This window comes from Novosphingobium organovorum (assembly GCF_022832435.1).
GTDB classification, from domain to species: domain Bacteria; phylum Pseudomonadota; class Alphaproteobacteria; order Sphingomonadales; family Sphingomonadaceae; genus Novosphingobium; species Novosphingobium organovorum.
In genome coordinates, this window is sequence record NZ_JALHLF010000020.1 from 1 (window position 1) to 23,048 (window position 23,048).

The 23,048-nt window shown below is 68.4% G+C and carries 17 protein-coding genes and 1 pseudogene; 7 read left to right on the forward strand and 11 right to left on the reverse strand.

Features of this window, described 5'->3' with window-relative positions:
• Positions 1-15: 15 nt before the first annotated feature.
• Positions 16-3,447 (reverse strand): S41 family peptidase, encoded by a 3,432-nt coding sequence (locus tag MTR62_RS07590; protein ID WP_244018601.1) that lies wholly within the window; start codon positions 3,445-3,447, stop codon positions 16-18.
• A gap of 226 nt (positions 3,448-3,673) precedes the next feature.
• Here MTR62_RS07590 and MTR62_RS07595 point away from each other — a divergent pair, with 226 nt between their 5' ends.
• The 4 genes from MTR62_RS07595 to MTR62_RS07610 all read left to right on the forward strand — a co-directional run bounded on the left by MTR62_RS07595 (position 3,674) and on the right by MTR62_RS07610 (position 10,771).
• Complete coding sequence (locus MTR62_RS07595) at positions 3,674-4,177, forward strand: RNA polymerase sigma factor (RefSeq protein WP_244018603.1); 504 nt, start codon at positions 3,674-3,676, stop codon at positions 4,175-4,177.
• Positions 4,178-4,182: 5 nt separating this feature from the next.
• The gene (locus tag MTR62_RS07600; protein ID WP_244018604.1) at positions 4,183-5,265 is read left to right on the forward strand and encodes a FecR family protein; all 1,083 of its coding nucleotides are present in this window, start codon (positions 4,183-4,185) and stop codon (positions 5,263-5,265) included.
• A gap of 121 nt (positions 5,266-5,386) precedes the next feature.
• Positions 5,387-8,518 carry a TonB-dependent receptor gene (locus MTR62_RS07605; protein ID WP_244018606.1) on the forward strand — a complete coding sequence of 1,044 codons (3,132 nt, stop codon included), beginning with the start codon at positions 5,387-5,389 and terminating at the stop codon, positions 8,516-8,518.
• Between the two features lie 234 nt (positions 8,519-8,752).
• Positions 8,753-10,771: a S9 family peptidase gene (locus MTR62_RS07610; RefSeq protein WP_244018608.1), complete on the forward strand. Its 2,019-nt coding sequence runs from the start codon at positions 8,753-8,755 to the stop codon at positions 10,769-10,771.
• Positions 10,772-10,801: 30 nt separating this feature from the next.
• Here the strand turns inward: MTR62_RS07610 and MTR62_RS07615 are convergent, their stop codons facing one another.
• From MTR62_RS07615 to MTR62_RS07655, 10 genes and pseudogenes are all read right to left on the reverse strand, one after another.
• The gene (locus MTR62_RS07615) at positions 10,802-12,217 is read right to left on the reverse strand and encodes a L,D-transpeptidase family protein (protein ID WP_244018611.1); all 1,416 of its coding nucleotides are present in this window, start codon (positions 12,215-12,217) and stop codon (positions 10,802-10,804) included.
• Positions 12,218-12,335: 118 nt separating this feature from the next.
• Positions 12,336-13,049 carry a murein L,D-transpeptidase catalytic domain family protein gene (locus MTR62_RS07620; RefSeq protein WP_244018612.1) on the reverse strand — a complete coding sequence of 238 codons (714 nt, stop codon included), beginning with the start codon at positions 13,047-13,049 and terminating at the stop codon, positions 12,336-12,338.
• Between the two features lie 155 nt (positions 13,050-13,204).
• Positions 13,205-13,654 carry a hypothetical protein gene (locus MTR62_RS07625; protein WP_244018614.1) on the reverse strand — a complete coding sequence of 150 codons (450 nt, stop codon included), beginning with the start codon at positions 13,652-13,654 and terminating at the stop codon, positions 13,205-13,207.
• Positions 13,651-14,088, reverse strand: coding sequence for an energy transducer TonB family protein (locus MTR62_RS07630; RefSeq protein ID WP_244018616.1), 438 nt, complete (start codon positions 14,086-14,088; stop codon positions 13,651-13,653). Before MTR62_RS07630 ends, MTR62_RS07625 begins: the two co-directional genes overlap by 4 nt.
• Positions 14,089-14,305: 217 nt before the next feature.
• Positions 14,306-14,578: pseudogene (locus tag MTR62_RS21595) on the reverse strand (FecR/PupR family sigma factor regulator); the annotation flags it as partial.
• A gap of 10 nt (positions 14,579-14,588) precedes the next feature.
• Positions 14,589-15,092, reverse strand: coding sequence for a sigma-70 family RNA polymerase sigma factor (locus MTR62_RS07635; protein ID WP_244018619.1), 504 nt, complete (start codon positions 15,090-15,092; stop codon positions 14,589-14,591).
• A gap of 14 nt (positions 15,093-15,106) precedes the next feature.
• Positions 15,107-15,379, reverse strand: coding sequence for a DUF3325 domain-containing protein (locus MTR62_RS07640; RefSeq protein WP_244018621.1), 273 nt, complete (start codon positions 15,377-15,379; stop codon positions 15,107-15,109).
• A complete protein-coding gene (locus tag MTR62_RS07645) occupies positions 15,376-16,953 on the reverse strand; it encodes a PepSY-associated TM helix domain-containing protein (protein WP_244018623.1) in 1,578 nt (525 codons plus the stop codon). Before MTR62_RS07645 ends, MTR62_RS07640 begins: the two co-directional genes overlap by 4 nt.
• On the reverse strand, positions 16,950-17,282 hold the full coding sequence (locus tag MTR62_RS07650; protein ID WP_244018625.1) for a hypothetical protein: 333 nt from the start codon (positions 17,280-17,282) through the stop codon (positions 16,950-16,952). Before MTR62_RS07650 ends, MTR62_RS07645 begins: the two co-directional genes overlap by 4 nt.
• A gap of 5 nt (positions 17,283-17,287) precedes the next feature.
• Positions 17,288-19,468: a TonB-dependent siderophore receptor gene (locus MTR62_RS07655; protein ID WP_244018627.1), complete on the reverse strand. Its 2,181-nt coding sequence runs from the start codon at positions 19,466-19,468 to the stop codon at positions 17,288-17,290.
• 399 nt (positions 19,469-19,867) lie between these two features.
• On the opposite strand from MTR62_RS07655, the gene MTR62_RS21450 reads away from it, so the two are divergent.
• From MTR62_RS21450 to MTR62_RS07670, 3 genes are all read left to right on the forward strand, one after another.
• Positions 19,868-21,493, forward strand: a complete 1,626-nt coding sequence (locus tag MTR62_RS21450; protein ID WP_244018629.1) for an ATP-binding protein — start codon at positions 19,868-19,870, stop codon at positions 21,491-21,493.
• A complete protein-coding gene (locus MTR62_RS07665) occupies positions 21,490-22,092 on the forward strand; it encodes a response regulator transcription factor (protein WP_244018631.1) in 603 nt (200 codons plus the stop codon). The genes MTR62_RS21450 and MTR62_RS07665 overlap by 4 nt, the downstream gene beginning before the upstream one ends.
• A 278-nt stretch (positions 22,093-22,370) precedes the next feature.
• Positions 22,371-23,042 (forward strand): PilZ domain-containing protein, encoded by a 672-nt coding sequence (locus MTR62_RS07670; RefSeq protein WP_244018633.1) that lies wholly within the window; start codon positions 22,371-22,373, stop codon positions 23,040-23,042.
• The last annotated feature ends 6 nt before the right edge of the window (positions 23,043-23,048 follow it).

A 23,048-nucleotide genomic window follows, 5' to 3' on the forward strand; every position in this document is an offset into this window, starting at 1 on the left:
CGGCTGCCGGGGCGCTCAGGCGCCCTGGCGCGCGGGGAGCGGGTGAACGTCCGAGGCCGGGGTGCCCAGCGGGTGGAGCGGCTGCGGCTCGAGCGGGGCGGCGGGCTCCTGCGCGATCTGCTTGTCGAGCAGGTCGATCGCGGTCTGCAACTGCGCGTCGTGCCCTTCGAACGCGGCGTGGGGCGGATTTTCGACCGCGATGTCGGGCGCGATGCCGCGCCCTTCGACGATCCAGGTCCCGTCGATCGCGTACTGGGCGTTTTCCGCCACGCGCGCCTGCCCACTGTCGGTCAGCCGGTTACGGTCCGACAGCCAGACGCCCGCGCCCGCCGTGCGCTCGCCCACCAGCGGGGCGAGGCCGAGCGACTTGATCCCGGCGGCGAACGTCTCGCCATCGGAATAAGTGCGCTCGTCGATCAGCACCGCGACGTGGCCGCGATAGGCGTTCTGCATGTTGGTGGTGGGTACGCCCGATCCGTCCGGGCGGCTCCAGAAGGCCCAGGCGCGGCGCATCAGCGTGGCGATCACGAGGCTGTCGATATTGCCCCCGTTGTTGTTGCGCACGTCGATGATGAGGCCGTCCTTGTCGAGCTGGGCAAAGTAGTCGCGCGCGAACGTGGCGATGTCGTCGGGGCCCATCGCCTTGAGGTGGATGTAGCCGATGCGCCCCTTGGAGAGCGTCTGCGTCGCGAGCCGCTTGCCTTCCACGAAGTCGTGGTAGCTTGCGGTCTGTTCGCCTTCGAGGGTCATCGGCTCGACCACGGTGGAGACCGGCTTGGTCCCGCGCAGGAGATCGAGCCGCACTTCCTGCCCGGCCTTGGAGGCGAGCGCGAGGCGCAGCTCGCCCAGCGTTGCCACCGGCCGCCCATCGACCCGTTGGATCACGTCGCCCGCGCGCGCGTCCACGCCGGGGCGGCGCAGCGGCGGGAGCCAGGCGACCAGATCGGCCTCGGCCTTGAAGATGCTGTCGATGCGCAAGCCTCCCGCGACCGGGGAATAGCGCGCGCCGAGGAAGGCCATGGCGCTGTTCTCGCTGTCCTTGGGCACGTCGCCCGGACGGATCTGGCTGTGCAGGATGCCCAGCTGCGAGGACATCTGCCCCAGGATCGCGTTGAGTTCGGCGCGGTGGCCGATCCGCGCGAGGAACGGTTCGAGCCTGGCGCGCACCGCGTTCCAGTCCACCCCGCGCATCGTCGGGTCGTAGGCGAAGTCGCGGTGCATGCGCCAGGCGTCGATGAACATCTGGCGCCACTCGGCGCGCGGGTCGATCGTCAGGTGCCAGTCGTCGAGGCGGACCTTGTCCTGCGCCAGTTCGTCGTCATCGTCGGGCATCTTGGCCTTGGCCGGGACCAGCGTGAGGGTGGGCTTGTCCTCGCTCCCGGCGACGACCAGCGCGGTCTTGCCGTCGGCCGACAGCGCAAAGCCCTGGGCCTTGGCGGCGAACGTTTCGACCTTGGCTTTGGCGCGGTCGGGGGCGATGGCGATCGAGACGATGTCGTCGCCCTTGCGGGCGTAGAGGAAGTCCTTGGAGGCGACCAGGGTGTCGCTCAGCCCCGGATCGACGGGAACCTTGTAGAGCCGCCCTTGCAGGCCTTCGAACACGATCGGTGCGGGCTTGGGCGTGGCGTCTTTCCTGTCGCCATTCTTGTCCTTGCCCTTTGTGCCATCCTTACCGCTGTCCGCCGGATCGGTCTTGTCGGCCGGATCGCTCTCCTCGCCGTCCTTGGCCTCGCGGGTCAGCTCGTTGTCCTCGCGGAAGCGGAACCGGGCCGAAGGGTCGAGCTGGAGCGCGTAGAGCTCGCCCCGGTCGGGAAAGGCAACGCCCATGTTGCGATCGCCCCAGGGGTTGCCGGGGGAGGGGGCGAAGTTGCGGTCCGACAGGAAGTAGAGCCAGGCCCCGTCGGGCGCGAAGGCGGGGGCATAGTCGTTGTACTTGCCCGAGGTGGCCTGCACCCGCGCCCCCGTCGAAAGGTTCTGGACGAAGATGTCGGAGGTGTTGGCGTTGTTGGCCCGGCCGGTCTGGGCATAGGCGATGTAGTCCCCAGCGGGCGAGAACACGATGTTCTGGAAGGCGGCGTCATCGCCGTTGTCGGCCCTGGCGAGGAGCGTGACGCGGCCCGTCGCAAGGTCGAGCTTCTGCAGTCGGAACTGCTTGTCCCACAGCACGATGGTCTTTTCGTCGGGCGCGACCGCGAAGGACCAGATATAGGCGTCGTAGCCGTGGGTGAGGGGCTGTGGCGTGCCCGAACCATCGGCGTTCATGGCCACGATCTCGCCGCGATCGCCTTGATCGAGGATCATGTAGACCTTGTCGCCCTTGGCCCCGGCCACCGCCTGGCGCGCGCGCGCATCGAGCGGGACGGCGAATTCGACACGGCGCATCTGCGCAGGGAAGGCGAGCGCAACCCGTCCGCGCGCGGTCACCGCAACGCTCTTGCCCGAGGGCGAGAGGCGCGCGGCTTCCATTTCGCGCAAGGGGTTGGCGATCGTGCGCGGCCGGGTCTGCTGGCGGTCGGTCACGATCGATATGGCGAGCTTGTGCACGGTGGCCTGACGGATCGAGAAGGCATAGATGTCCGCCCCGTTCTGGAGGTAGACGGTGTCGCCGTCGAGGCTCGCCTGGAGGACCGGGAAGGCCATTTCGGGGGAGACCTGGCGCACGTCGCTGCCATCTTCGGCGACCGACCAGACCGCATCCGCGCCGCTCTTGTCCGAGATGAAGTAGATCCGCCCACCCGAGGCCATCGGAAAGCGGATCGGGGCACCGAAATCGGCCAGCATCTGCACCGCCTCGTCGGCCGAGCCCATGCGCCAGCGCCACAGTTGGGCCATCCCGCCACCGCGATAGAGCACCGCGTTGTCGCGCGCGCGCGCGGTCAGGCCGCGTCGGCTGAAGAACAGCGTCTGCCCGTCCGCGCCGAAGGTCGCATCGTTCGCGCGCCAAAGCGGGATCGCCGTCGCCGCGCCGCTGCCGGTTTCCCCCGTCGGGCCTGCTGCGGGATCGACGGTGTAGAGGATTTCGCCCTGGTCCGCTCCGGTCAGGCTGGAGGAAAAGATGACCTTGCCGTCCGGGGTCCAGCCCACGGTGCGCACCGCCGCGCCCTCGAACGTGAGCCGGCGCGGCGCGCCGCCCGCCACGGGCATGACGTAGATGTCGCGGTCGCTGTCATAGCTCGCGGTGAAGGCGACCATGGTGCCGTCGGGTGAGACCTTGGGGTCGGTTTCCTCGGCCGGGTCGCTGGTGAGGCGGATGGCCGTGCCGCCGTCGCGCCCGGTTCGCCACAAGTCCCCCTCGCTGGCGATGACCAGCACGTCGCCGTGCGCGCTGGGGTACTGGTAATAGCCCTCGTCGGCGAGCGCGGGCGTGGCGAGGAACGCGATCAGGCTGGTCGCGATCGAGGTGCCCACGGCCAGTCTGGCCGCGATCGTGTGTGCGGGTTTCATCATGGATTGTGCCCCAGGCCTTGTGTCAGGTCCCCTGCATGACCAAGACCGGCCGCCGCTGCAAGCCTCCAGGTCGCGGGCGGGCTGGCGCAATGTCCTTGACGGATCGCGGGGCACGCCGCCAGGGGCGCGACCAGCAGGAGCGCGAGGGGCTGAAATTAATTTTGTTTTTTGCCCTGTCCCTTTTGCCCGCTGGTGCGTCTCACATTGCGCGGATCAGGAGAATGCCGTGCAGGTTGAACACAAAGTCGAGACGCAAGGCTTCGATCGCCGCTGGCGACCGGCGCTGCTGGCCTTCTTCGCGCGGCGTATCGGCGATCGCGCCGAGGCCGAGGATCTGACGCAGGAAGTGTTCGAGCGGCTGTGGCGCAGCGACGTCGAGGTCGAGCGACCCGAGGCCTACGTCTTCCAGATCGCGACCAACCTGTTGAGCGATCGCCAGCGCCGCCTTCGGGTGCGCGACCGGCATCGCCAGTACGTCGAGGCCGAGGAGCGGCGGGACATCGAGTTTCTCGATCCCTACACCGTCGTCTCCGACCGGCAGCGGGTGGAGCGGCTGGTGCAGTGCCTCGAGGCGCTGCCCGATCGCACCCGGACGATCTTCATCCTCTTTAAATTCGAACAGTTGAGCCAGGACACGATTGCCGAGCGCTATGGAATTTCGAAAAGTGCGGTCAAGAAGCAGATCGCCAGGGCTCTGGCCTTGCTCGCTGCCGGCATGGGGGAAGGGTGATGGCCGTGGCTGATTCTGGCGCCGACACTCCGGACATGGCCCGCCGCGTGCAGGCGGCCGAATGGTTGCAGCGGCTCGACGAGGGGGCGTTCACCGCGCACGAGCAGGATGCGTTCGACGCCTGGCTGGCGCTGCCCGCCAACGCCGACGCGCTGGTCGCGATGCAAGGGCTGCTCCAGGCGCTCGGTGCGATCGGCGAGGAGCGCGACGTCATCACCATGCGCAAGGAGGCGCTGTGCGATTTCGAGGAACCCGGCCGCCAGCGGCGGCGCGGGGTCCGCGGGGTCTGGCGGGGGCGCGCTGTTCCGCTGGCGATCGCGGCATCGCTGGTGCTGGCCGTGCTGGGGGCGATGACGATGGTCTCGTGGAGCGCCCCATGGGGGCCCTTGTGGGGGGATACCCGCTACGCGACGCAAGTGGGCGAACGGCGCGCCTTTGCGCTCGACGACGGCTCGCAGATCACGCTGGATGGAAATTCGGCCGTTCAGGTTGCGTTCGACCGGCACGCCCGCTCGATCGTGCTCGAGCGCGGGCGGGCGCGCTTCACCGTGGCCAAGGATGCCGCGCGGCCGTTTACGGTGACCGCGGGCAACCGCACGGTGCTGGCCATCGGCACCTCTTTCTCGGTCGAGATGCTGGGCTCGCAGGTCCATGTGCGCCTGTTCGAGGGCAAGGTTTCGGTGCTGACCGGTCGGCAGCCGGACAAGGCGGCGCTGCTCCTTGCCAGGCCCGGCCACTTCCCGCTCGCAGGCGTGCCGGACATGGTGCCGGGCGAGGAACTGGTCGCTCCCGCCGGACAGCCGGTAGCACCGACCATCACCCACTTTCGCGTCGCGACCGGGGATACCTGGGAGAGCGGCGAGCTGGTGTTCGAGGATACCCCGCTCGCCCAAGCGGTCGAGCGGGTCAACCGCTACGCCAGTCAGCCGGTGCGGCTGGGGAGCGGTGACGTGGCGGGGATCCGGGTCAATGGCGTGTTCCAGGCAGGCGACACACGCGCCTTTACCGATGGTCTCACCGCGCTCTATCCGCTCCTCGTCGAACACACCGACCAGGGGTTGCGCATCGTGCGGCGTCCCGCGCCCTGATCGCGGCGTCATGCGATTGTCAAAAAAAATCGCACCGCGTGCTGTCTCTCGGCGCTCCTGGTCCGTCTAACTCCATAGCAAGTGGGCAACTTGCGTGAGGTTAAACAGGGGCATAACGCAAATGAGGAAATTCAGGGGATCGCCGTATCTGGCATCGGGCAGCGCCATGCTGGCCGCGGCAATGGCGTGCGCCGCGCCGGCCTATGCGCAGGAGCAGACCTTCCATCTCGACATTCCGGCGCAGGGCATGGCCGGAGCGCTTCGCTCGGTGGCCTCGGCTTCGCACCAGCAGGTGATCTTCGACGGGGCCTCGGTCGCCGGGCTCAAGGCACCCGCGCTCAAGGGGCGCTACACCGCGCAGGCCGCGCTGTCGCGGCTGGTGAGTGGCAGCGGGCTCAAGGTCGAGCGTGGGTCCTCGGGCATCTACATCGTCAAGGCCAGCCTGAGTGCGGACCCAAATGAAACGCGCCGGCCCGCTTCCCTAGCGGCGTCGGCGCCGGCGCCTGCCCCTGCCCCTGCCCCCGAACCCGACATCATCGTCACCGGAACGCGCCTCAAGCGCACCGAGTTCGATTCCCCGATCCCGGTCGTCGCGCTGCAGAAGGATGATATTTCCGAAACCGGCTACCGTGACCTTGGCGAAGCGCTGGTCGACATGCCCGGTGTCGACCAGGGCATCAGCCTGTCGAACGGCCAGACCTCGACCCAGACCAACGGCCTTTCCACGGTCAGCCTGCGCGGGCTGGGCACCAACCGCACGCTGACGCTGATCGATGGCCACCGCACGGTCTCCAACGTGGGCAACGCCAACGCCGTCAGCATGAGCACGATCCCGACCTTCTTCGTCGATCGCATCGACGTGAGCACGGGCGGGGCCTCGGCGGTCTATGGCTCGGACGCGATCGCGGGGGTCATCAACATCATCACCGAAAACGGCTTCGAGGGGGTCAAGGCGCGCGCGGTGGGTTCGGCCACCAACGATGGCGGCGGCGATGGCACCGAATATTCGATCGCGGTGGGCAACCATTTCCTCGACGACCGGCTCTACGTCATGGCGACGGTCACCTACGAAAAGCAGAACCGCCTTGCCGCGAGCGATCGGGACTGGGCCACGGGTTCGTACAGCTACGATGCCGACACCAACGAACTGAGCTCGCCTTCGCTCAGCAGCTACACGCCGGGCGGCCGCTTCCTGAGCACGCGCGGGGCCTACTACTACACCGAAGAGGGGCTCCAGTCGGGCTTCACGACCGAGGACAACGGCTACGAGACGCGCACCACCGGCACGCTCATCACGCCGCGTGAAAGCATCAGTGCCGGGCTCAAGCTGGGCTACGATTTCAGCAACGATCTCAGGCTCAACGCGAGCGTTCTCTATTCGAATATCTCGACCCATTCGGTGCGGGCGCCCTACTACATCTCGAACACCTCGACGTATGGCGTGAACGACGAGTACACGCTGGGGCGCATCTCGCGCGACAGCCCGCTGGTGCCCGACGAGATCGCCGCTGCATCGAGCAGTTCGGGCGTCGATTTCCGCCGCCGCCTGACCGAGCTGGGCAATCTGGAAATCAACAACAAGCGCGAGACCTGGCGCTCGTGGGTGGGGCTCGAGGGCAAGGCCTTCGGGGACTGGGACTGGGACCTGACCTACGGTTTCGGCCGGTTCGAGCAGAACCAGACCCGCGCCAATGGCGTCAATTACGAACATGTCGCCAATGCGCTCGACGTCGTCGCGCTCGACGACGGGACGCTGGCCTGCGCCAGCGAGGCTGCGCGGGCGGACGGCTGCGTGCCGCTCAACATCTTCGGCCTCAACTCGATCAGCGAGGAAGCGGCCGACTATATCCGCGGCAGCCTGTGGTATCAGGCGATCAACAGCCAGCACACCTTGAGCGGCAATCTTTCGGGCACGCTGTTCGACATGCCCGCCGGGCCTTTCCAGCTCGCCACCGGGTTCGAGCTGCGCCGCGATCACACCGAGACCCACACCGACGAGCTGACCGCGAGCGGCTACAGCAACCTGGCCTATATCCCCGAGTATTCGGGCACGGTCAAAGTCGCCGAGGCCTATGCCGAAGCGAACATGCCGTTGCTGCGCGACACACCGTTCTTCTATCGCCTGAGTGTCGACGGGGCGCTGCGCGTGGCGCGCTACAACCTTGCGGGCGTGGGCACCACGATGAGCTATCGTCTCGGCGCCCAGTGGGAGCCGGTGCGCGGGCTCAACTTGCGCACGACCTTCAGCCGCGCGCAGCGTGCGCCGGACACCACCGAGCTCTACTCGCCCGCGCGCGACGACTATGACGACGTGATCGACATTTGCAGCGGGGTGACCGCCTCGACCACGGGCACGGTGGCCGACAACTGCCGCTCCAACGCCGGGATCGCGGCGGCCATCGCGGCCAACGGCGTGTTCACGCAGGAAGAAACCAACATCAACGCGCCCAACGCGGGCAACGCGGATCTCAAGGAAGAAACGGCCTATACCTGGACTGCGGGCGTGGTGCTGGCCCCGGCCTTCCTGCCCGGCTTCCAGGCCAGCGTCGACTATTACGACATCCGGGTGAAGGATGCGATTTCGGCGCTGTCCAACACCAACCAGCAGCTGGAATGCTATTCCGATCCCGACGGGACCGACAACCGCTTCTGCGAGGCGATCACCCGCGACGAGGAAGGCCAGCTGACCCGCATCATCAATCAGCAGGAAAACCTCGACGAACTGCGCGCGCGCGGTATCGACGTGGCGCTGGCTTACCGTTTCGCGCCGGCGATCATTCCCGGCTCGCTGACACTGCGGCTCAACTACAACCGTCGTCTCGAGCTGGGCACGACCTACCAGGGCATCGCCAGCCAGTCCTCGGACAACTGGCTGGGCGAGGTGGGGACCTCGAAGAACACCGCCAAGGGCTCGATCCAGTGGAGTTCGAAGCGCGCGATGATCGGGTGGACCACGGTCTACATCGGCAAGGCGCTCGACAGCAACGATGCCGCGGCGGCCTTCGCGGCGGCGGGCATTACCGATCCGCTGTTCCTGCACGTGCCCGCCTACTGGCGCCACGACCTCAACTTCCGCCTGACGCCGCCGCTGGCGAACCCGAACCTGCGCATCTTCGGCACCGTGCGCAACGTGTTCAACAAATACGGCCCGTTCCTGCCGAGCGGAACCGAGAGCGGCAACAGCTACAACTACAGCTCGGTCTACGGCGTGACCGGCCGTGTGTTCACGCTGGGCGTGCAGTTCGAGTTCTGACCGTGATCGGGGGCGGGCGGATGGACTCTCGCTCGCCCCCGGCGCCGCATCACGATACCCCCCGCCGGCACCCGTTGACCCGCACGGTGCCGGCCTTACTGCGCCGGGTCATGCTCCGCCCGTTCTCACGCGGCGGGGCATGACCCGGCCTTTTGCAAACCCCCTTTCGGGAGATCCGTCTTGTCCTTGTTCCGCCTTCGTCTTTCCCTGCGCGTGGCATCGCGCGCGGCTTCCGTGCTGGCCCTGGGAGCGCTGACCAGTGTCGGGGCCACTATCGCCGCGGCCGAGGAGGGGCCAAGGGTGATGACGGCGGTCGATCTTCTCAACCTGGCGCGGGCCAGCAGTCCAATGCCTTCGCCGGACGGTTCGGCCATCCTCTACCGCGTAAGCCACGCCGACTGGGACAAGAACAAGGCGGTGAGCGAGCTGTGGCGCCTCGATGCGGCGGGCGGTGCCCCGCGCCGGATGCTGGCCGATGCCGGTTCGCACGCCAGCTGGTCGCCCGATGGTCGCGCGATCGCCTTCGTCGACACGCGCGAGGGAGACAAGACTGCGCAGATCTATCTCCTCGCCGCTGACGGGGGCGAGGCGCGGCGTCTTTCCGCGCTCGACACCGCGCCTTCGGACCTCGTCTGGTCGGACGATGGCAAGGCGCTGTTCTTCCTCGCCAATGTGCCCCAGAGCAAGGAACGCACGGCGCGCCTGAAGGCCAAGGACGACATGGTGCCGTTCGAAGAGCCGCTCGACCACAAGGCGCTTTGGCGGCTCGACCTTGCCGATGGCGCTGCCCCCGCCAAGGCGCAGCGCGTGGTCGAGGGCGGTTTCGACGTGCGTGCCTTCGATCGGGTGGGCGGCGCGCACGGGGGACGGATCGTCTACCGCCGTGCGGCCTCAGGCCTGCTCGACGACCAGTCGGCTTCCGAGCTCTACCTCCATGTGGACGGTGCGCCCGACCGGCGCCTCACCGACAACGACTACAACGAGACGGAGCTCAGGCTCGCCCCCGATGGCCGCTCGGCGCTGTTCATCGCGACCGCGAAGGGGGGGCGTTACGGCACTTTCAATCCCAATCTTTTCGTCCTCGATCTGGCCTCGGGGGCGGTGCGCGAAATGGCTGCGGGACCGGACTGGGCGGTCAAGGAGGCAATCTGGTCCGCCGATGGCCGCACGATCTACTTTACCGCGCAAGACGGCGTGCGCACCACGCTCCAGGCGGTGGACCTTGCCCATGACCGGGTGACGAGGCTTGTCGGCGGCGACGCGGTGATCGGTGGCATTGCGCTCTCACGCGACGGCCATACGCTGGGCTTTGCGCAGCGCACCTCTGCGCGCCCCGAGGAAATCGTCACGTTCGACCCGGCGCGGCCGCGGCCGATCCAGCGCACCCATCTGCACGACGATCTGGCCAGCCGCTTCCGCCTGCCGCGTCAGGAGGCGATCCACTGGACCACACGCGATGGGCAGAAGCTGGAAGGGCTGCTGACCTATCCGCTCGATTACCAGCCGGGCAAACGCTACCCGCTGATCGTGCAGAGCCACGGGGGGCCGCGCTCGGCCGATCAGTTCAACCTCTTTGCCTATTCGCGCTTCCTGCCGCTGCTCACCGCGCGCGGGGCCATGGTGCTGAGCGTCAATTATCGCGGCGGCACGGGTTATGGCGACACTTTCCTTCAGGGCATGAACGCGGGCTATTTCCGCCTGGCCGACAAGGATGTGCTGTCGGGCGTGGACGAACTCGTCGCGCGCGGGCTGGCCGATCCCGATCGTCTGGGCATGATGGGCTGGAGCGCAGGCGGGCACATGACCGCGCGGCTCGAAACCGTGACCGACCGTTTCAAGGCTGCCGTGGTCGGCGCAGGCGCGGTCGACTGGCCTTCGATGTACCTCACCTCGGACACGCGCTGGCAGCGCAAGGAGTGGTTCGTCACCCCGCCTTACGGGACTACCGCGCGGCGCGATCTCTATCAGGACTATTCGCCGCTTGCCGCGGTCGACAAGGTGACAACCCCCACGCTGATCCTGGCCGGCGCCGAGGATGAGCGCGTGCCTTCCAGCCAGTCGGTCATGTACTACCGCGCGCTCAAGGCGCTGGGTGTGGAAAGCCGGCTCTATCTCGCCCCGCGTGAACCGCACAATTTCCGCGAACTGCGCCACCGCCTGTTCCAGATCAACGCGCAGGTCGAATGGTTCTCGCGGCTCGTGCTCGGGTTGGACTTCACGCCCGAAGAGGCTCCCGAACCCGCTGACAGCTGAGCGCTTCGGGGGCCAGAGGACGCGCGGACCTTACGGGCCGATGTCACCCGAGCCGCCCTTGAGGACATGGCCCGTGCGCGTGCCGAAGCCGAGCTTGCGCGCGACCCGCTCGTCCCAGTCGTAAGGGTCGGCGTGGATCACCGGCTCGCCGTGATCGTCAAGGTAGACGGTCTGGTAGAGCAGGCGCACCGGGATGGCGTGGGGAAGCGACACGAAGCTTTCCTTGCCGCTCTGGCGCGCCTTGTCCCAATCTTCGCGAACGCCTTCGTCGCTGGCGATCCGCGCGGCAAATCCGGTCGCGTCGTCCACCCGCACGCAGCCGTGGCTGCGCTGGCGCTGGACTTCGCCGAACAGCGCCTTGGCGGGGGTGTCGTGCAGGTAGATGGCGTGCTCGTTCTGCATGTCGAACTTGACGAGGCCGAGAGAATTGTCTGGGCCGGATTGCTGCACGATCCAGCCGTCCTTCATCGCCATGTCGTGCGCCTTGAGATAGCCTGCGCCCTTGCCGGCGAACTCGCTCTCCTGGATCGAGCGCGGCACGGTCCAGGTCGGGTTGGCGACGAGGCGGAAGATCGGGGAACCAAGCTGCGGGGTTTCCTTGCCCGGTTCGCCCACCACCGCCTTGCGGCTGTCGACCAGCTTGCCGTCCCGCCAGTAGGCGAGCCGGGCGATCGCGGTGTTGACGTCGATGCGGGTCTTGGGCGGATCGCGCTCGAGCCAGCGCAGCCGCTCCATCGCGACGGCGAGCGCACGGGCGCGATCCTGGTCGGAAAGATTGAGAATGCCCAGCGCGTCGGCGCCGATCACGCCATCGGGCTTGATGCCGTAATCGGCCTGCATTCGCTTGACCGCGGCGACCATGGCATCGCTGTAGCGATCGCCTTGTGGCGGCGGGGCGGAGAGATAGTCCGAGGCGATCAGCTGGCGCGCGATCGCGGGGATGCGTGGGTCGCTGGCGCCGGGCCGCAGCGCCTCGGGCGCGGCGGGAATGGCGGGTGAGGGTCTTGCGTCGGGTGCGCGCAGCGCCAGATAGGCGTGCGAAAGCGCGGTGTAGGCCGGCCCTTGCGGGGCAAGGCCGTTCAGCCAGTCAGCCAGCTTTCCCTCGGCCAGCGCCCTGGCGAGCCCGGCCTTGAGGTCGGGGTCGGGGCGGGGAATGGTGTAGAGGTCGTAGAGCTTGGTCGGGTCGCTCGCACCGCGCGCGAGGGCGGCGGCATAGCGCAGCGCCGTGCGGGTCAGCGCGGCGCGCCCCTCTGCGCTGTCGGGATCGGCGCTGGCATCGAAATCGAGGTGGTCGAGGCCATGCGCGGCGCGCCCGGCGATGGCGCCGCGCAGCGCCTTGGCGCCGCGCGTGTCCCAGTTGTCCGCCGGATTTCCCGATGGGTCCGCGGCGTTTTGAGGCTCGGTGGCGCCACAGGCCGCAAGCGGGGGCACCAGGGTCAGGGCCACAAGGGCGGCTATCGTCTTTCGCACGGCGTTCTCCCGATCGTGATGATCGTGAAACGGTGCAGGCGGGGCATTGTTTCACGCCGTCCGGCGCGCTGGCGGTGCGAGGCGCTCGCTTTCGTCAGGCCTGGTCGGCGTAGATCAGGCGGCCTTCGCCCAGAAAGGACAGGACCTCGGGCAGCTTTGCCTCGCCTACCGCAAAGCAGCCCTGGCTGCGTCCCAGCATCCCGTGCGTGCGCAGCATGTCGGCGTTGGCGTACCACGCTCCGTGCAGCACGATGGCGCGTTCGAAGGCGTTGTCGTTGGTGGGGTCGAGCCCGCGCAGGCGCTGCGAACGTCCGTGCTTGCCGACGTAGGGATCGGCCGTGACGAACGCCCCCCGGCTCGAGGCGTTGGAGCCGGGCACATTGGAAAAGCGCTGGAGAAAGCCGGTATGCGCCGGATCGGAACCCGAGCCGTGCGCCACCAGCAAGCCGCGCGCCGTCCCGGCCTCTAGGTCGATCAGGTGCAGGCGCGGCTCTGCCGAGGATGCGTCGAAATCGACCAGCGCGATACGGTCGCGGCGGGTGATCCTGGCGGCGTGGGTGTCGAGCGCGGCTCTGGCCTTGGTCAGTAGCGCTGCGGGGACCGAGGGGTAGGCCAGCTCGGGCGGCGGGGCCGGGGTCGACGCGCGGGGTGCGATCGGGGGCGCAACGGGGGCTGGGGGGACGGCCCGTGTTCCAGGCTCTGCCAGCAAGCCCTTGAACGATTGGCCAAAGTAAAGCGCGCCAAGCGCGGCCATGCCGCCCGATGCGAGCATCGAACGGCGGTTGATCTGCAACGTTTCATCCGCCATGCGGTTCCCGTTAGCAGGCGAAATATGAATAGAACTCTAATGAAGTGATTGAAAACAAAAACTAAAAAAGTTCAAAACTGCACACTTCGCGCGACCGATGGGCACGTTTTTACGGTTTTTTCGCCGCTTGGGCGTTCGCTTGCCTGTCGTGTCCTCTACATCGGACGATGCGAAAGCGCGACGGCGTTGGTCATCGCCAGCGCGGGCAGGCGGATACCCATGCTGCACAGCGCTTGGGCGGCCGGACAAATCGCAGCGGTAAGCCGCGCCGCTTGCTCCGCGTTGGCGGTCGACGGGCGGCCGGGCACCGGCGCGATCGGTGGCAGGAGCTTGCGCTGCGCTCGGGCCAGCCAGGCAAGGACCCGCACCTCGTCGGCGCTCAGCCATTGGGCCTCGGGCTCGCGGATTTCGAGCGCGGCCTCGCCAAGGCGCGAGGCTAATGCGTGGAGCGCGTGCAGCGCGCGGAGATCGCCGCCGAGCGCGGTGATCTCCGCGTGGGCCTCGGCCTGCGCCGCGCCTGTTCCGGCAAGGCCGCGCAGGATGCGCAGCACCCTCTGTTCGCGCAGCGCGCGGCGACGCAGCATGAAGGCGGTGATGCCGGTCATCGCAGCCGAAACGCCACGGGAAGCGTCAATTCGACCCGTTCGGGCATGTCGGGCGGGATGGCGGGAAGCGGCTGTGCGCGTTCGAGCGTGTCGATCGCGGCGCGATCAAGCTCGAACGAGCCTGATCCGCGCGCGATCCGCATGGCAAGGACCCGGCCAGTCCGGTCCATCGTGACGTGGAGCGTGACGGTGCCTTCGCGGCGCGCAGCCCGGCGGTCCCGGCCCGCCTCGACCTCGAACGGACGGGCGCGATCACGATGGACGTCGAACCAGGCCTCGCCGCGCAGCAGGTGCACACGCCGCTTGGCTGGCCCGATGGCGCTGTCGGGGGCGAGATGCACGCGGCTGCCATCCTCCAGCCGCACGATGCGGGTGGTGGCGGTGGTGGTTAGGGCATCGGCGCTGCACGCGCAGCAGTGCCTGCGGGGCGGCAAGCCCGGTGAGCGCAACGCAGGCGGCAAGCGCGGAGACCGCCATCCACCGGCGGGGCGCGGTGGTGGGGCGTAGCCGACGCGCGCTCGACCGCCGCAGCGCCTTCGTGCGCGGCCGGCGTGCCGGGTGGGGCGTGCCTGTAACGCGTTTAACGTGGGGCTGGGCCACCGTGCAGGCGGGCGCCAGGTGGTCAAGCAGGGCCGCGACACGCCGCGTTTCCTCCCAGGCCTGCTGGCAGGTCGGGCCTTGCGCCAGCCAGCGCGCGAAGGCCGCCTGCACGGCCTCATCCTGCGGCGCGTCGTCAAGCCGGACCAGCCAGGCCGAAGCCTCTCGTCCGGCCTCGCCGCGCAATGGGGTGGTTTCGCTGGCCGCGTTCATCTGCCGTTCCTGTGCCCTTTTACCCTGTGCTCTGGGCGTGCCGCGCGCTCCGGGGATTGTTGCCCTGACCCTAGAGACGCCGCGAGGCGGGAGATTTCCGGAAAAAAAGAGCATTCGCGGCGGCTCAGGGGCGCCTGAGTGCGCTCTTGCAGGCTTCGAGCGCCTCGATCACCAGTTCGGAGGCGCGGCTTTTCGAGATACCCAGGTGCACGGCGATCTCGACGAGTTTGCGGCCTTCGAAGCGGTGCATCTCGAAGGCGCGGCGGGTGCGCTCTGGCAACGCCTCGAGCGCCCGGCGCGCGGTGGCCAGTTCGTCGCTGGCCTCGGCCTGCATTGCCGGGGAGGGCTGGGGGCTGGCGACACGCTGGACATCGGCATCGGCCGGAGCGAACAGGCGGCTTTCCCGGCCATGGCGGCGCTGCCGGTCGCGCGCGAGGTTGTGGACGATGCGAAAGAGATAGCGCACCGGTTCCTCCAGCGCCTCGCTGCGCGTCTTGGGGCGAAAGCGCAGCCAGGCTTCCTGGACCAGATCCTCCGCATCCGTGAGGCTGCCGGTCAACCGCTCGGCGTAGCGCAGCAGCGCGCCGTGCGCGGAAAGGAAGACCTTTATGGCATCGGCTTCGGACACGCTTCAAGCCGCCCTCAGCGCGCGGCGCGCCAGTGCAGGACGGCCACGACCATCGCGGCGCCGAGCGAGAGGTGGCCGGTCCAGGCGATCGTCCCGAGCCCTGTGCCCAGCGTTGCGCCGTCGCCCCCGAGCGCGAGGGCCAGCAGCGCGACCCCGGCAGCGCGCCCCCGGCGGACTTCCCGCGGGGTGAGGGGACGGGCGAAGACGGTGTGCTGGTGGCGTTTCTGCGTGGCGCCCAGCGCCAGGAAGCCGAGCGCGCACAGGGCAATGGAAAGCAGATGGATCATTGGCCGCGCACCGCCTTTCGCGGTCTGGACGGACGCGCCGGAGCACGTCCCGTCTTGCCGCTCTCGCCGCGCGCCTGCAGGGTGAACGCGCCGATCGCAAGGCACAGTCCGGTCGCGCAGAGGGTCAGGTCGAAGCCGGCAAAGAGCCAGTCGCCGCGCGCCAGGCTGGCGGGCAGCCCGCGCGCGGTGGTCAGCGCGTTGACGAAGGGCAGCGCGAGATAGAGCAGCCCGGTTGCGCCAAGCGTCTCCACCCAGGCCTTGCCGGGCGAACGCACGAGGCTCCAGACGAGCACCCCCGCCCAGGCGAGGAAGAAGGCGTGAATTTCGCCCTCGGCGCGCTCGGCGAGATTGATCGGGAGCAGACGGTTGGCGAGGAAATAGGCTCCGATCGCGGCGGGAACGCCGACGATCGCGCCGATGTTGAGCCGTTCGACCAGCCAGAAGCCGAAGTGCGGACGGGCCGGATCGGGCAGGCGCTGGCGGCGCTTGACCGTCCACAGCACGAGCCCGGTGCCCACCATCGCGGTGCCGGTCAGCCCGAACAGGAAATAGATCCAGCGCAGGGCCGTGTCGGCGAAGCGCCCCGCGTGCAGGCCCACCATCACGCTCTGCGTGGCGAGGCCCGCACCCTTCGCCTTGCTCTCGCCAAGCGGGGCGGCATCGGCCAGCCCATAGACTACCGTTTCGCCCGAAGTGCCGATCGCGGCGTGCGCCGCGCGGCGCAGCGTGATCGTGGCGGAGGCGTCGCCGGGATTGGCGATCGAGACGACCCCCACCGGCTTGCCGCCCCAGCGTGCCGAGGCCCGCTCTATCAGCGGGGCGATGGGCGGGAGAGGCATGGCCTTGCCGCTGCGCCCGGCGGGCGCGGAGGGGCCGTTGACGGCGTCGTAGAAATCGGCCCCGCGCGCGTAGTTGGCGGCAATGCCGAAGGGCATGTAGAGCGTGGCGAGCGTGACCAGCCCGGTAAAGGTGATCATGGCGTGGAAAGGCAGGGCGAGCACCGCGCTCACGTTGTGCGCGTCGAGCCAGCTGCGCTGCCCCTTGCCCAGACGCAGGAGAAAGAAATCGGCGAAGATCTTCTTGTGGGTGATGACCCCCGAGATGATCGCGACGAGCATCGCCATGGCCGCGATCCCGACCAGATAGCGCGCCCAGATCACCGGCACGCCGTAGAGATCGAAATGGAACCGGTAGAGGAAGCTGCCGCCGCGCGTTTCGCGCAAGGCGGCGGGCTTGCCCTCGGCATCGAGCCGCGCCTGCGTGTCCTTGCGGTCCTGGGCGGGCGCATCGATGCCGGGCTGCCAGTAGACTTGCGTCGTCAGGCCGCGCGGGCCGGGCAGCGCGATGTACCAGCTGCGCGCGTCGGGAGCGACCTTGTGGAGATAGGCGATGGCGCCCTTGGCCGCGCGGGCCGGATCGCTTCGCCGGTCGATCTCGGGCTGCATCCAGTGGGTGATCTCGTCCTGGAAGTAGGAGACGGTGCCGGTTGCGAACATGGCGAAGAGCAGCCAGCCCAGCAGCAACCCCATCCAGGTGTGCAGCCAGGCCATGCTCTGGCGCAGATTCGGGTTCATAAGGGCCCTCCCGCGCCGGGCAGGCCAAGCCCGAGCAGCAGCGCGAGCGCGCCGCCGCACAGCACCAGCATCAGGCAGAGCCGTGCGGGCCGTTGCGCCGCGAAGATCACGATAACCAGCGCGGCGAAGAGCGCGAAGGAGAGGATGGTGGCCAGCGCGCTGGCCTCGGCGGGGTGCAGGCCCAGCGCCAGCACGCGGGCCAGCCATGCGGTGGCCAGCGCGCTCAGCGCGTAGTTGCCCAGCGTCGCGGCAAGGATGCGCAGGGGCACGTGGAAACGAAGCCACAGCGCGCTTCCGCCGGGCCTCGCGCGCGGGCGGGAATGGGCCATGGGGGTCAGAACCCGTAACGCAGGGTCACGGTCACGCTGCGCGGCTCACCATAGGCGTACTGGCTGTAAAAGCCGATCTGCGAATAGTAGGTCTTGTCGAACAGGTTGGCGACGTTGACTTGCGCCGAAAGGCCGTTGTCCAGGCGGTAGCGGGCCATGAGATTGACCAGCGCATAGGCCGGGTTGCCCAGCCGCTCGGTCTCGCTCGTCACCGGATTGGTGGCGTCGGTGTAGGTGAAGCCTTGCCAGCTGACGCCGCCGCCCACGGCGAGGCCGTCGAGCCCGTCCTGGAAGGTGTACGTGGTGAACAGGCGCGCGAGGCGCTGCGGGCTCAGGGTGTTGATCCGCGACCCATCGGCATCGCGCGCCTTGAAGCCGGTGTAGCTCGCGCTCACCTCCCAGCCGGGCAGGATGCGGCCGTTGGCTTCGATCTCGAAGCCCTTGCTGTGCGCGCCCTGGGCGGCGGTATAGGCCTGGTTGGTGGTGCCGGGCACGATATTGTCGGGGTCGACCTGACCCAGATTGTCCTGCTCGATGCGGAACACCGCGAGCGAGGTCGTCAGCGCGCCTGCGAAGAAGCGGCTCTTGAGCCCGGCTTCGTAGTTGACCCCGGTCACAGGCGGCAGGAAATCGCCGTTCAGGTCCTGGTAGTTCTGCGGGTTGAAGATCTTGGTATAGCTTGCATAGAGCGTGTGTCCGGGCACGATGTCGTAGAGAACGCCGGCGTAGGGCAGCAGGCGGTCATGATCGCCGTAGTCCTGGGTGCTGCCATAGTAGCTGCCTTTGCGGGTCCACGAGGAAAGGCGCGCGCCCAGCACGACATGGATCGGGTCCGCAAGCGAAAGGCGGGTGGCGGCGTAGTAGCCCCACTGCTTGGTCGTGCGGTCGACGACCTGCGAGCGCGCGCCCCACTCGGGCTCCGCGAACGAGCCATCCCATTCGAAGAAATCGCCCACGCTCGCGACCGTGCCCTTGGCGAAGCTGTAGTAGTCGAAGTCCTGCCTTGCGTAGCTGGCGCCAAGGGTCAGTTCGTGCTCGCGGCCAAGGAGGGCGAACGTGCCGTTGAGCCGCAGACCGGCGTCGATCTGGTCGGCCTTGCTCTGGTAGCGCGAAGCCAGCGGCGAGAGGCCTTCCCCGGTATCGCGATCGACCGTTCCCGACAAGTAGAGCAGGCGCAGCTTGCCCTTGTTCTGGGTGTGGTTGACATAGCCCCGGATGGTCCAGTTCGCGCCGAGCTGCTGCGTGAGATTGAGAAACTGGGTGGTGTTGGTCGATTGCCAGGACGCCCACTTTGCCGCCGTGGTCTTCGAACGACGCCAGTTCGTGCGCGTGCCATCCGAATACCAGACGGGCAGCCCGCCCCATTGGCTGCCGCTCGGATCGTTCTTCTGGAACGAGGCGCCGATCGAGATCAGGGTGGTGGGAGACAGGTCCGCATCGACGACCCCGTAGAGCACGCCGGTCTTGTTGTGCAGGTAATCGACGAAGCTGTCGCCTTGCGCGTAGCGTGCCACCACGCGGGCGCGAACCGCGCCATTGGACGTGACCGGCGTGGACAGATCGCCCGTCAGCGACCAGCGGTTCCAGCTGCCATAGGAGCCCGAGACCGAACCGGTCAGCTCCCTGCTGGTCGCGTGCTTGCGGATGAGATTGATCGAGGCCGAGGGATTGCCCGCGCCGGTCATCAGCCCGGTCGCGCCGCGCACGATCTCGACATGGTCGTAGATGGCGAGGTCGAGCAGCGATTCGCCGGCGCTGAAGCCAATGTCCCACTGCACCGGAATACCATCGACCTGGTAATCGCTGATGGTGAAGCCGCGCGCGGAAAAGCCGTTGCGCGAACTGTCGTAGGCCTGCGCGGAAATACCGGCCGCGTTGTTGACCACGTCGGTCAGCGTGTGGAGGCCCTGGTCCTCGATGCGCTGGGTGGTGATGACCGTGACCGACTGGGGGGTCTGCGCGATGGTGAGCCCGAGGCCAGTGCCCGATGCGAGCGCATCGTCGCTGGTGTAGGACCCGGTGACGATGATCTCCTGCGTGCGGTTGCGCGTGGTGGAATTCGTGTCGGCGTCGTGCGCCTCGTCGGCGATGGCGGTGGTCGCGCTGAGCGCGCAGGCCAGCGCGCAGAGCGACAGGCTTGTGCGGCGCGCTGACCGGCGGCCGTGCGGTTGGGTCGAGATCTTCATTGGTGCCCCCAAGAAAGCCGATATGGCCCTATATGCTAATGCGAATACATGCAAATGCGAGTCATTTGCAATATGCAGGGCAATTAGATTTCCGCCACACGGGCGTCAAGCCACGACATGTTTTGTAATGATTGCAAAATTTTGGAAGGGGGGGCTGCAAGATCCGCGCTTTGGAAGAGATCGGGCGCGCAGGCGATCGCCGCGCGAGGCTGAACCGGGGCAAGGGCGCGGATCGCGGGGGAAACTGTCGGAAAGGGGGGGGCGGGAGAATGGGGCCATCCGTGTATTTTCCGGATACCCATCTGTCCGTTCGAAGGTATAACCCGTTGGATGCGGGCGAAATATTTGGGTGCTTTGGGAATTGGGGGCGGTGTTTCCCGAAACGATGGCGGCGCTGCGGTGAACGGCGGCGGGGTGCGGGATCGGCTGGCGCGGATGGCGGGCCTTGCCGGGTGGCTGGCGGCCTATGCGGCCGGTTTTGCCGCGCTCCACTGGATGGCCAGGCCCTGGGGCGGCAGCGGGTACTTCTCCTTGTGGTATCCCGCCGCCGGACTGCGCTTTGCGATGCTGTGGCACAAGGGCGTGCGCGTGGCTCCGGCGCTGATCGTGACCGAACTGGCCACGGACTGGCTGACCGGAGCGGTTCCGGTGACAGGGCCCGATGTGCTTCACGATGCGCTGGGCGTGATGCGGCCCGGAGTGGCGATGGCCGCGGCGATCGGCGGGGTCGAAGCCTTGTGTCGACGCGGTGAGCGCAAGCTGCTTCTCCCGCCCATGCCGCTGGGCCTGGCGGCGCTGGCCGCGCCCTTGCTCAGCGGTCTGCTGCTCGTGCCGCTCGAGGCGGCCTTGCCGCGCACGACGACGGCTTCGGGCGTGGCTGCAGGCATGGTGATTTCGCATCTGTTGTCGCTCACCGGGATGGTCGTGGGCGATCTGCTGGGCATTCTCGTTCTGGCGCCGCCCCTGCTCTGGCTGGCGCAGGCGTTGGAGGGGCGGGCGCTGCCCGCGCCGGTCTTTCCCGCGCTGCGCTCGGTCCTGCTCGACGCGCTGGTCATGGCGGCTTGCCTGGCGGTGACGCTGGTCTTGTGGAACGGCGGGCTGGGCGTGCAGGCAACGCCCGCGATGCTGGGCGGAGCGTGGGTGGGGCTGCGCCACGGGCGCGGGTTCGCCTGGCTGGCGATCCTCGCCGATCTCCTGCTGTTCCTGCCCTATTCGGCGGTCGAGCTCGATGGCGGGCCGCGGCTCGAGCTGCATCTGGGGCTGGCCGGGGTGGTGATCGTGACCTGGCTTGCCGGGTGTTTCGCCGACGCGCAGGCGGCCGCACGCGCGGCGCTGGAAAAGCGTAACCGCCTGCTGTTTCAGGCGGAACGGCTCAAGACCCTGCGCGCGATGTCGGTGGCGGTCATTCACGAAATCAGCCAGCCGCTTTCGACCCTGGCGATCGAGGCCGCGCACCTCAGCCGCGAGGCCGAGGCGCAGGGGCTGGGCATCGCCGCGAGCGCGGCGCTGATCGACCGCAAGGCGCAGGCCCTGTCCGAGCTGGTGCGCCGTCTGCGCCGTTTCGGCGGGCGCGACGCGGACGAGCCCTCGGTGCTGCCGGTGGCCATGCTGGTCGCCATGGCGGGTCAGATGATCGCTCAGGAAGCCGCGGCGCGGGGCGCGACGATTACGCAGTCTTCGGTTGGCGCGGATCTCATGGTGCACGGCCAGGAAATCGAACTGGCGCAGGCTCTGCTCAATCTGCTGCGCAACGCCTTGAATGCGGCCGGGACGGGCCGCGTGGCGATCACGGTGGAGCGGCGGCGCGCGCAAGTCGTCATCGCGGTGTTGAACCCGGTCGCGCCCGCACAGCGGTCCGGGGCGGCAGCCCCCGGCGACCGAACGGCTGGCGATCCAGGCATGGGCGTTGGCCTGATGATCGTGCGCAGCATTGTCGAAGCGCATGGGGGCGCACTCGAATTCGAACGCGGGGCGGACCGGGTACGGGCGGCGATCGTCCTGCCGCTGGTGGAGGGCGGGGCATGAGCGGCGTGCCGGTCCCGGCCCCCGGCGTGGCGGTGCTCGACGATGACGGTGATCTGGCCGGCGCCGTGGCGCGCCTGCTTGCGCGGCGGGGCGTTCCGGCCGAGGCCTTCACCAGCCCCCAGGCGCTGCTGGCACGCGTTGGCGCGGGGGCGCTGCACTGCATCGTCAGCGATGTGCAGATGGGGGCGATGGACGGTTTTGCCTTCGCCCAAGCGCTGCGCGCGTGCGATCCGTGCGTCGCGCTGGTGTTCATGACCGCCTGGCCGACCACCGCCCATGCGGTTGACGCGGTGCGTCGTTATGGCGGGCTCGACTATCTCGAGAAGCCGCTAGACGAGCAACGCCTGTTCGAGGCGGTGTGCGAGGGGCAGGCCTGGTCGCGCCGCGAACGGCGCCGGGCCGAGGCGCTGGGTGTCTTCTCGCGCCGCGAGCGCGAGGTGTTCGACTTGCTCGTGCAGGGTTTCAGCAACAAGGAAGTGGCCGATCGTCTGGCGATCTCCGCGCGCACGGTGGAGGACCACCGCGCGGCGATCATGGCCAAGAGTGGCGCGCGGGGGCTGGCGCAGCTGGTGGCTCTGTCGCGTGGCGATTTCGTTTGAAGTTACAATGCATTGCAACGTCTTTCTAAGGTAAAATACCGGGTATTTCCCGGATCGACCCTGCGGCGCGTGGCGGGCAGGGTGGCGTTCTGCGGTCGCGCAGGTCCGGGCGAGGATCGGCGCGACGGTGCGATCGACAGACGCTGTACCCGTGGGCGGTTGTTCCTGATGGCCGCCCCGTTCTGACCGGCGGGCCTTTGGCGGGCCCGTCGGTCACCGGCTCCCCGGAGAGGCGCCGGAAGGCACGGGCCGCAGCAGGACAACAAAGGACCGGTGCGATGACGACTTGCGACAGCGCGGTGCGCGCGGATGCCCATCCTGCGGGCAAGGAGGAGGCGGGGCGGATCGTGTGCCGGATCGCCAAGCTGCGCGGAACGGCAGGCGAGGCGCCCTGTATTCTCTCGCGCCTATCGCCGCACGCGGTGCATTTGCGCACGCTGCACGATCACCGCTTCGAACCGCGCATGGAGTTGGAGACGGTCAATGGCCAGCGCCACGCTATCACCCGGATCGCACACGATGGGCGCCAGGCCCGCTTCGCCTTCGTGTGCCCGCTCGATGTCGCCGGCTTTCTCGCCGACCGCGCGCCTTTCGCGCGCCGGGGTATCCGGCTCGATCTGGGCTGCCCGGTCCGGCTCGTCACGGCGGGCTGTGCGGTGCCGGCGGTCCTGCTCGACCTCTCGCGCGAGGGGGCGGGAGTGCGTTCGCCGATCTGGCTCACGCCCGGCCAACGCGTGCGGCTGGTGGGTGAGGGGCTGTGCGATCGGGTCGGGCCGGACCTTAGCGGAACGGTGCGCCGGGTCGAAGGCGCGCGCAGCGGTATCGTGCTCGACCGGGCGATGACGCTCGAGGCCCTGGCCTTGCGCGTGCGTCTCTTACAGGCCTGTGATCGCAGCGAGGCGCGCGGCTTTGCCGCCGTGAACGCGCCGCCGGGCAGCGCCCTTCACTGACGGGCT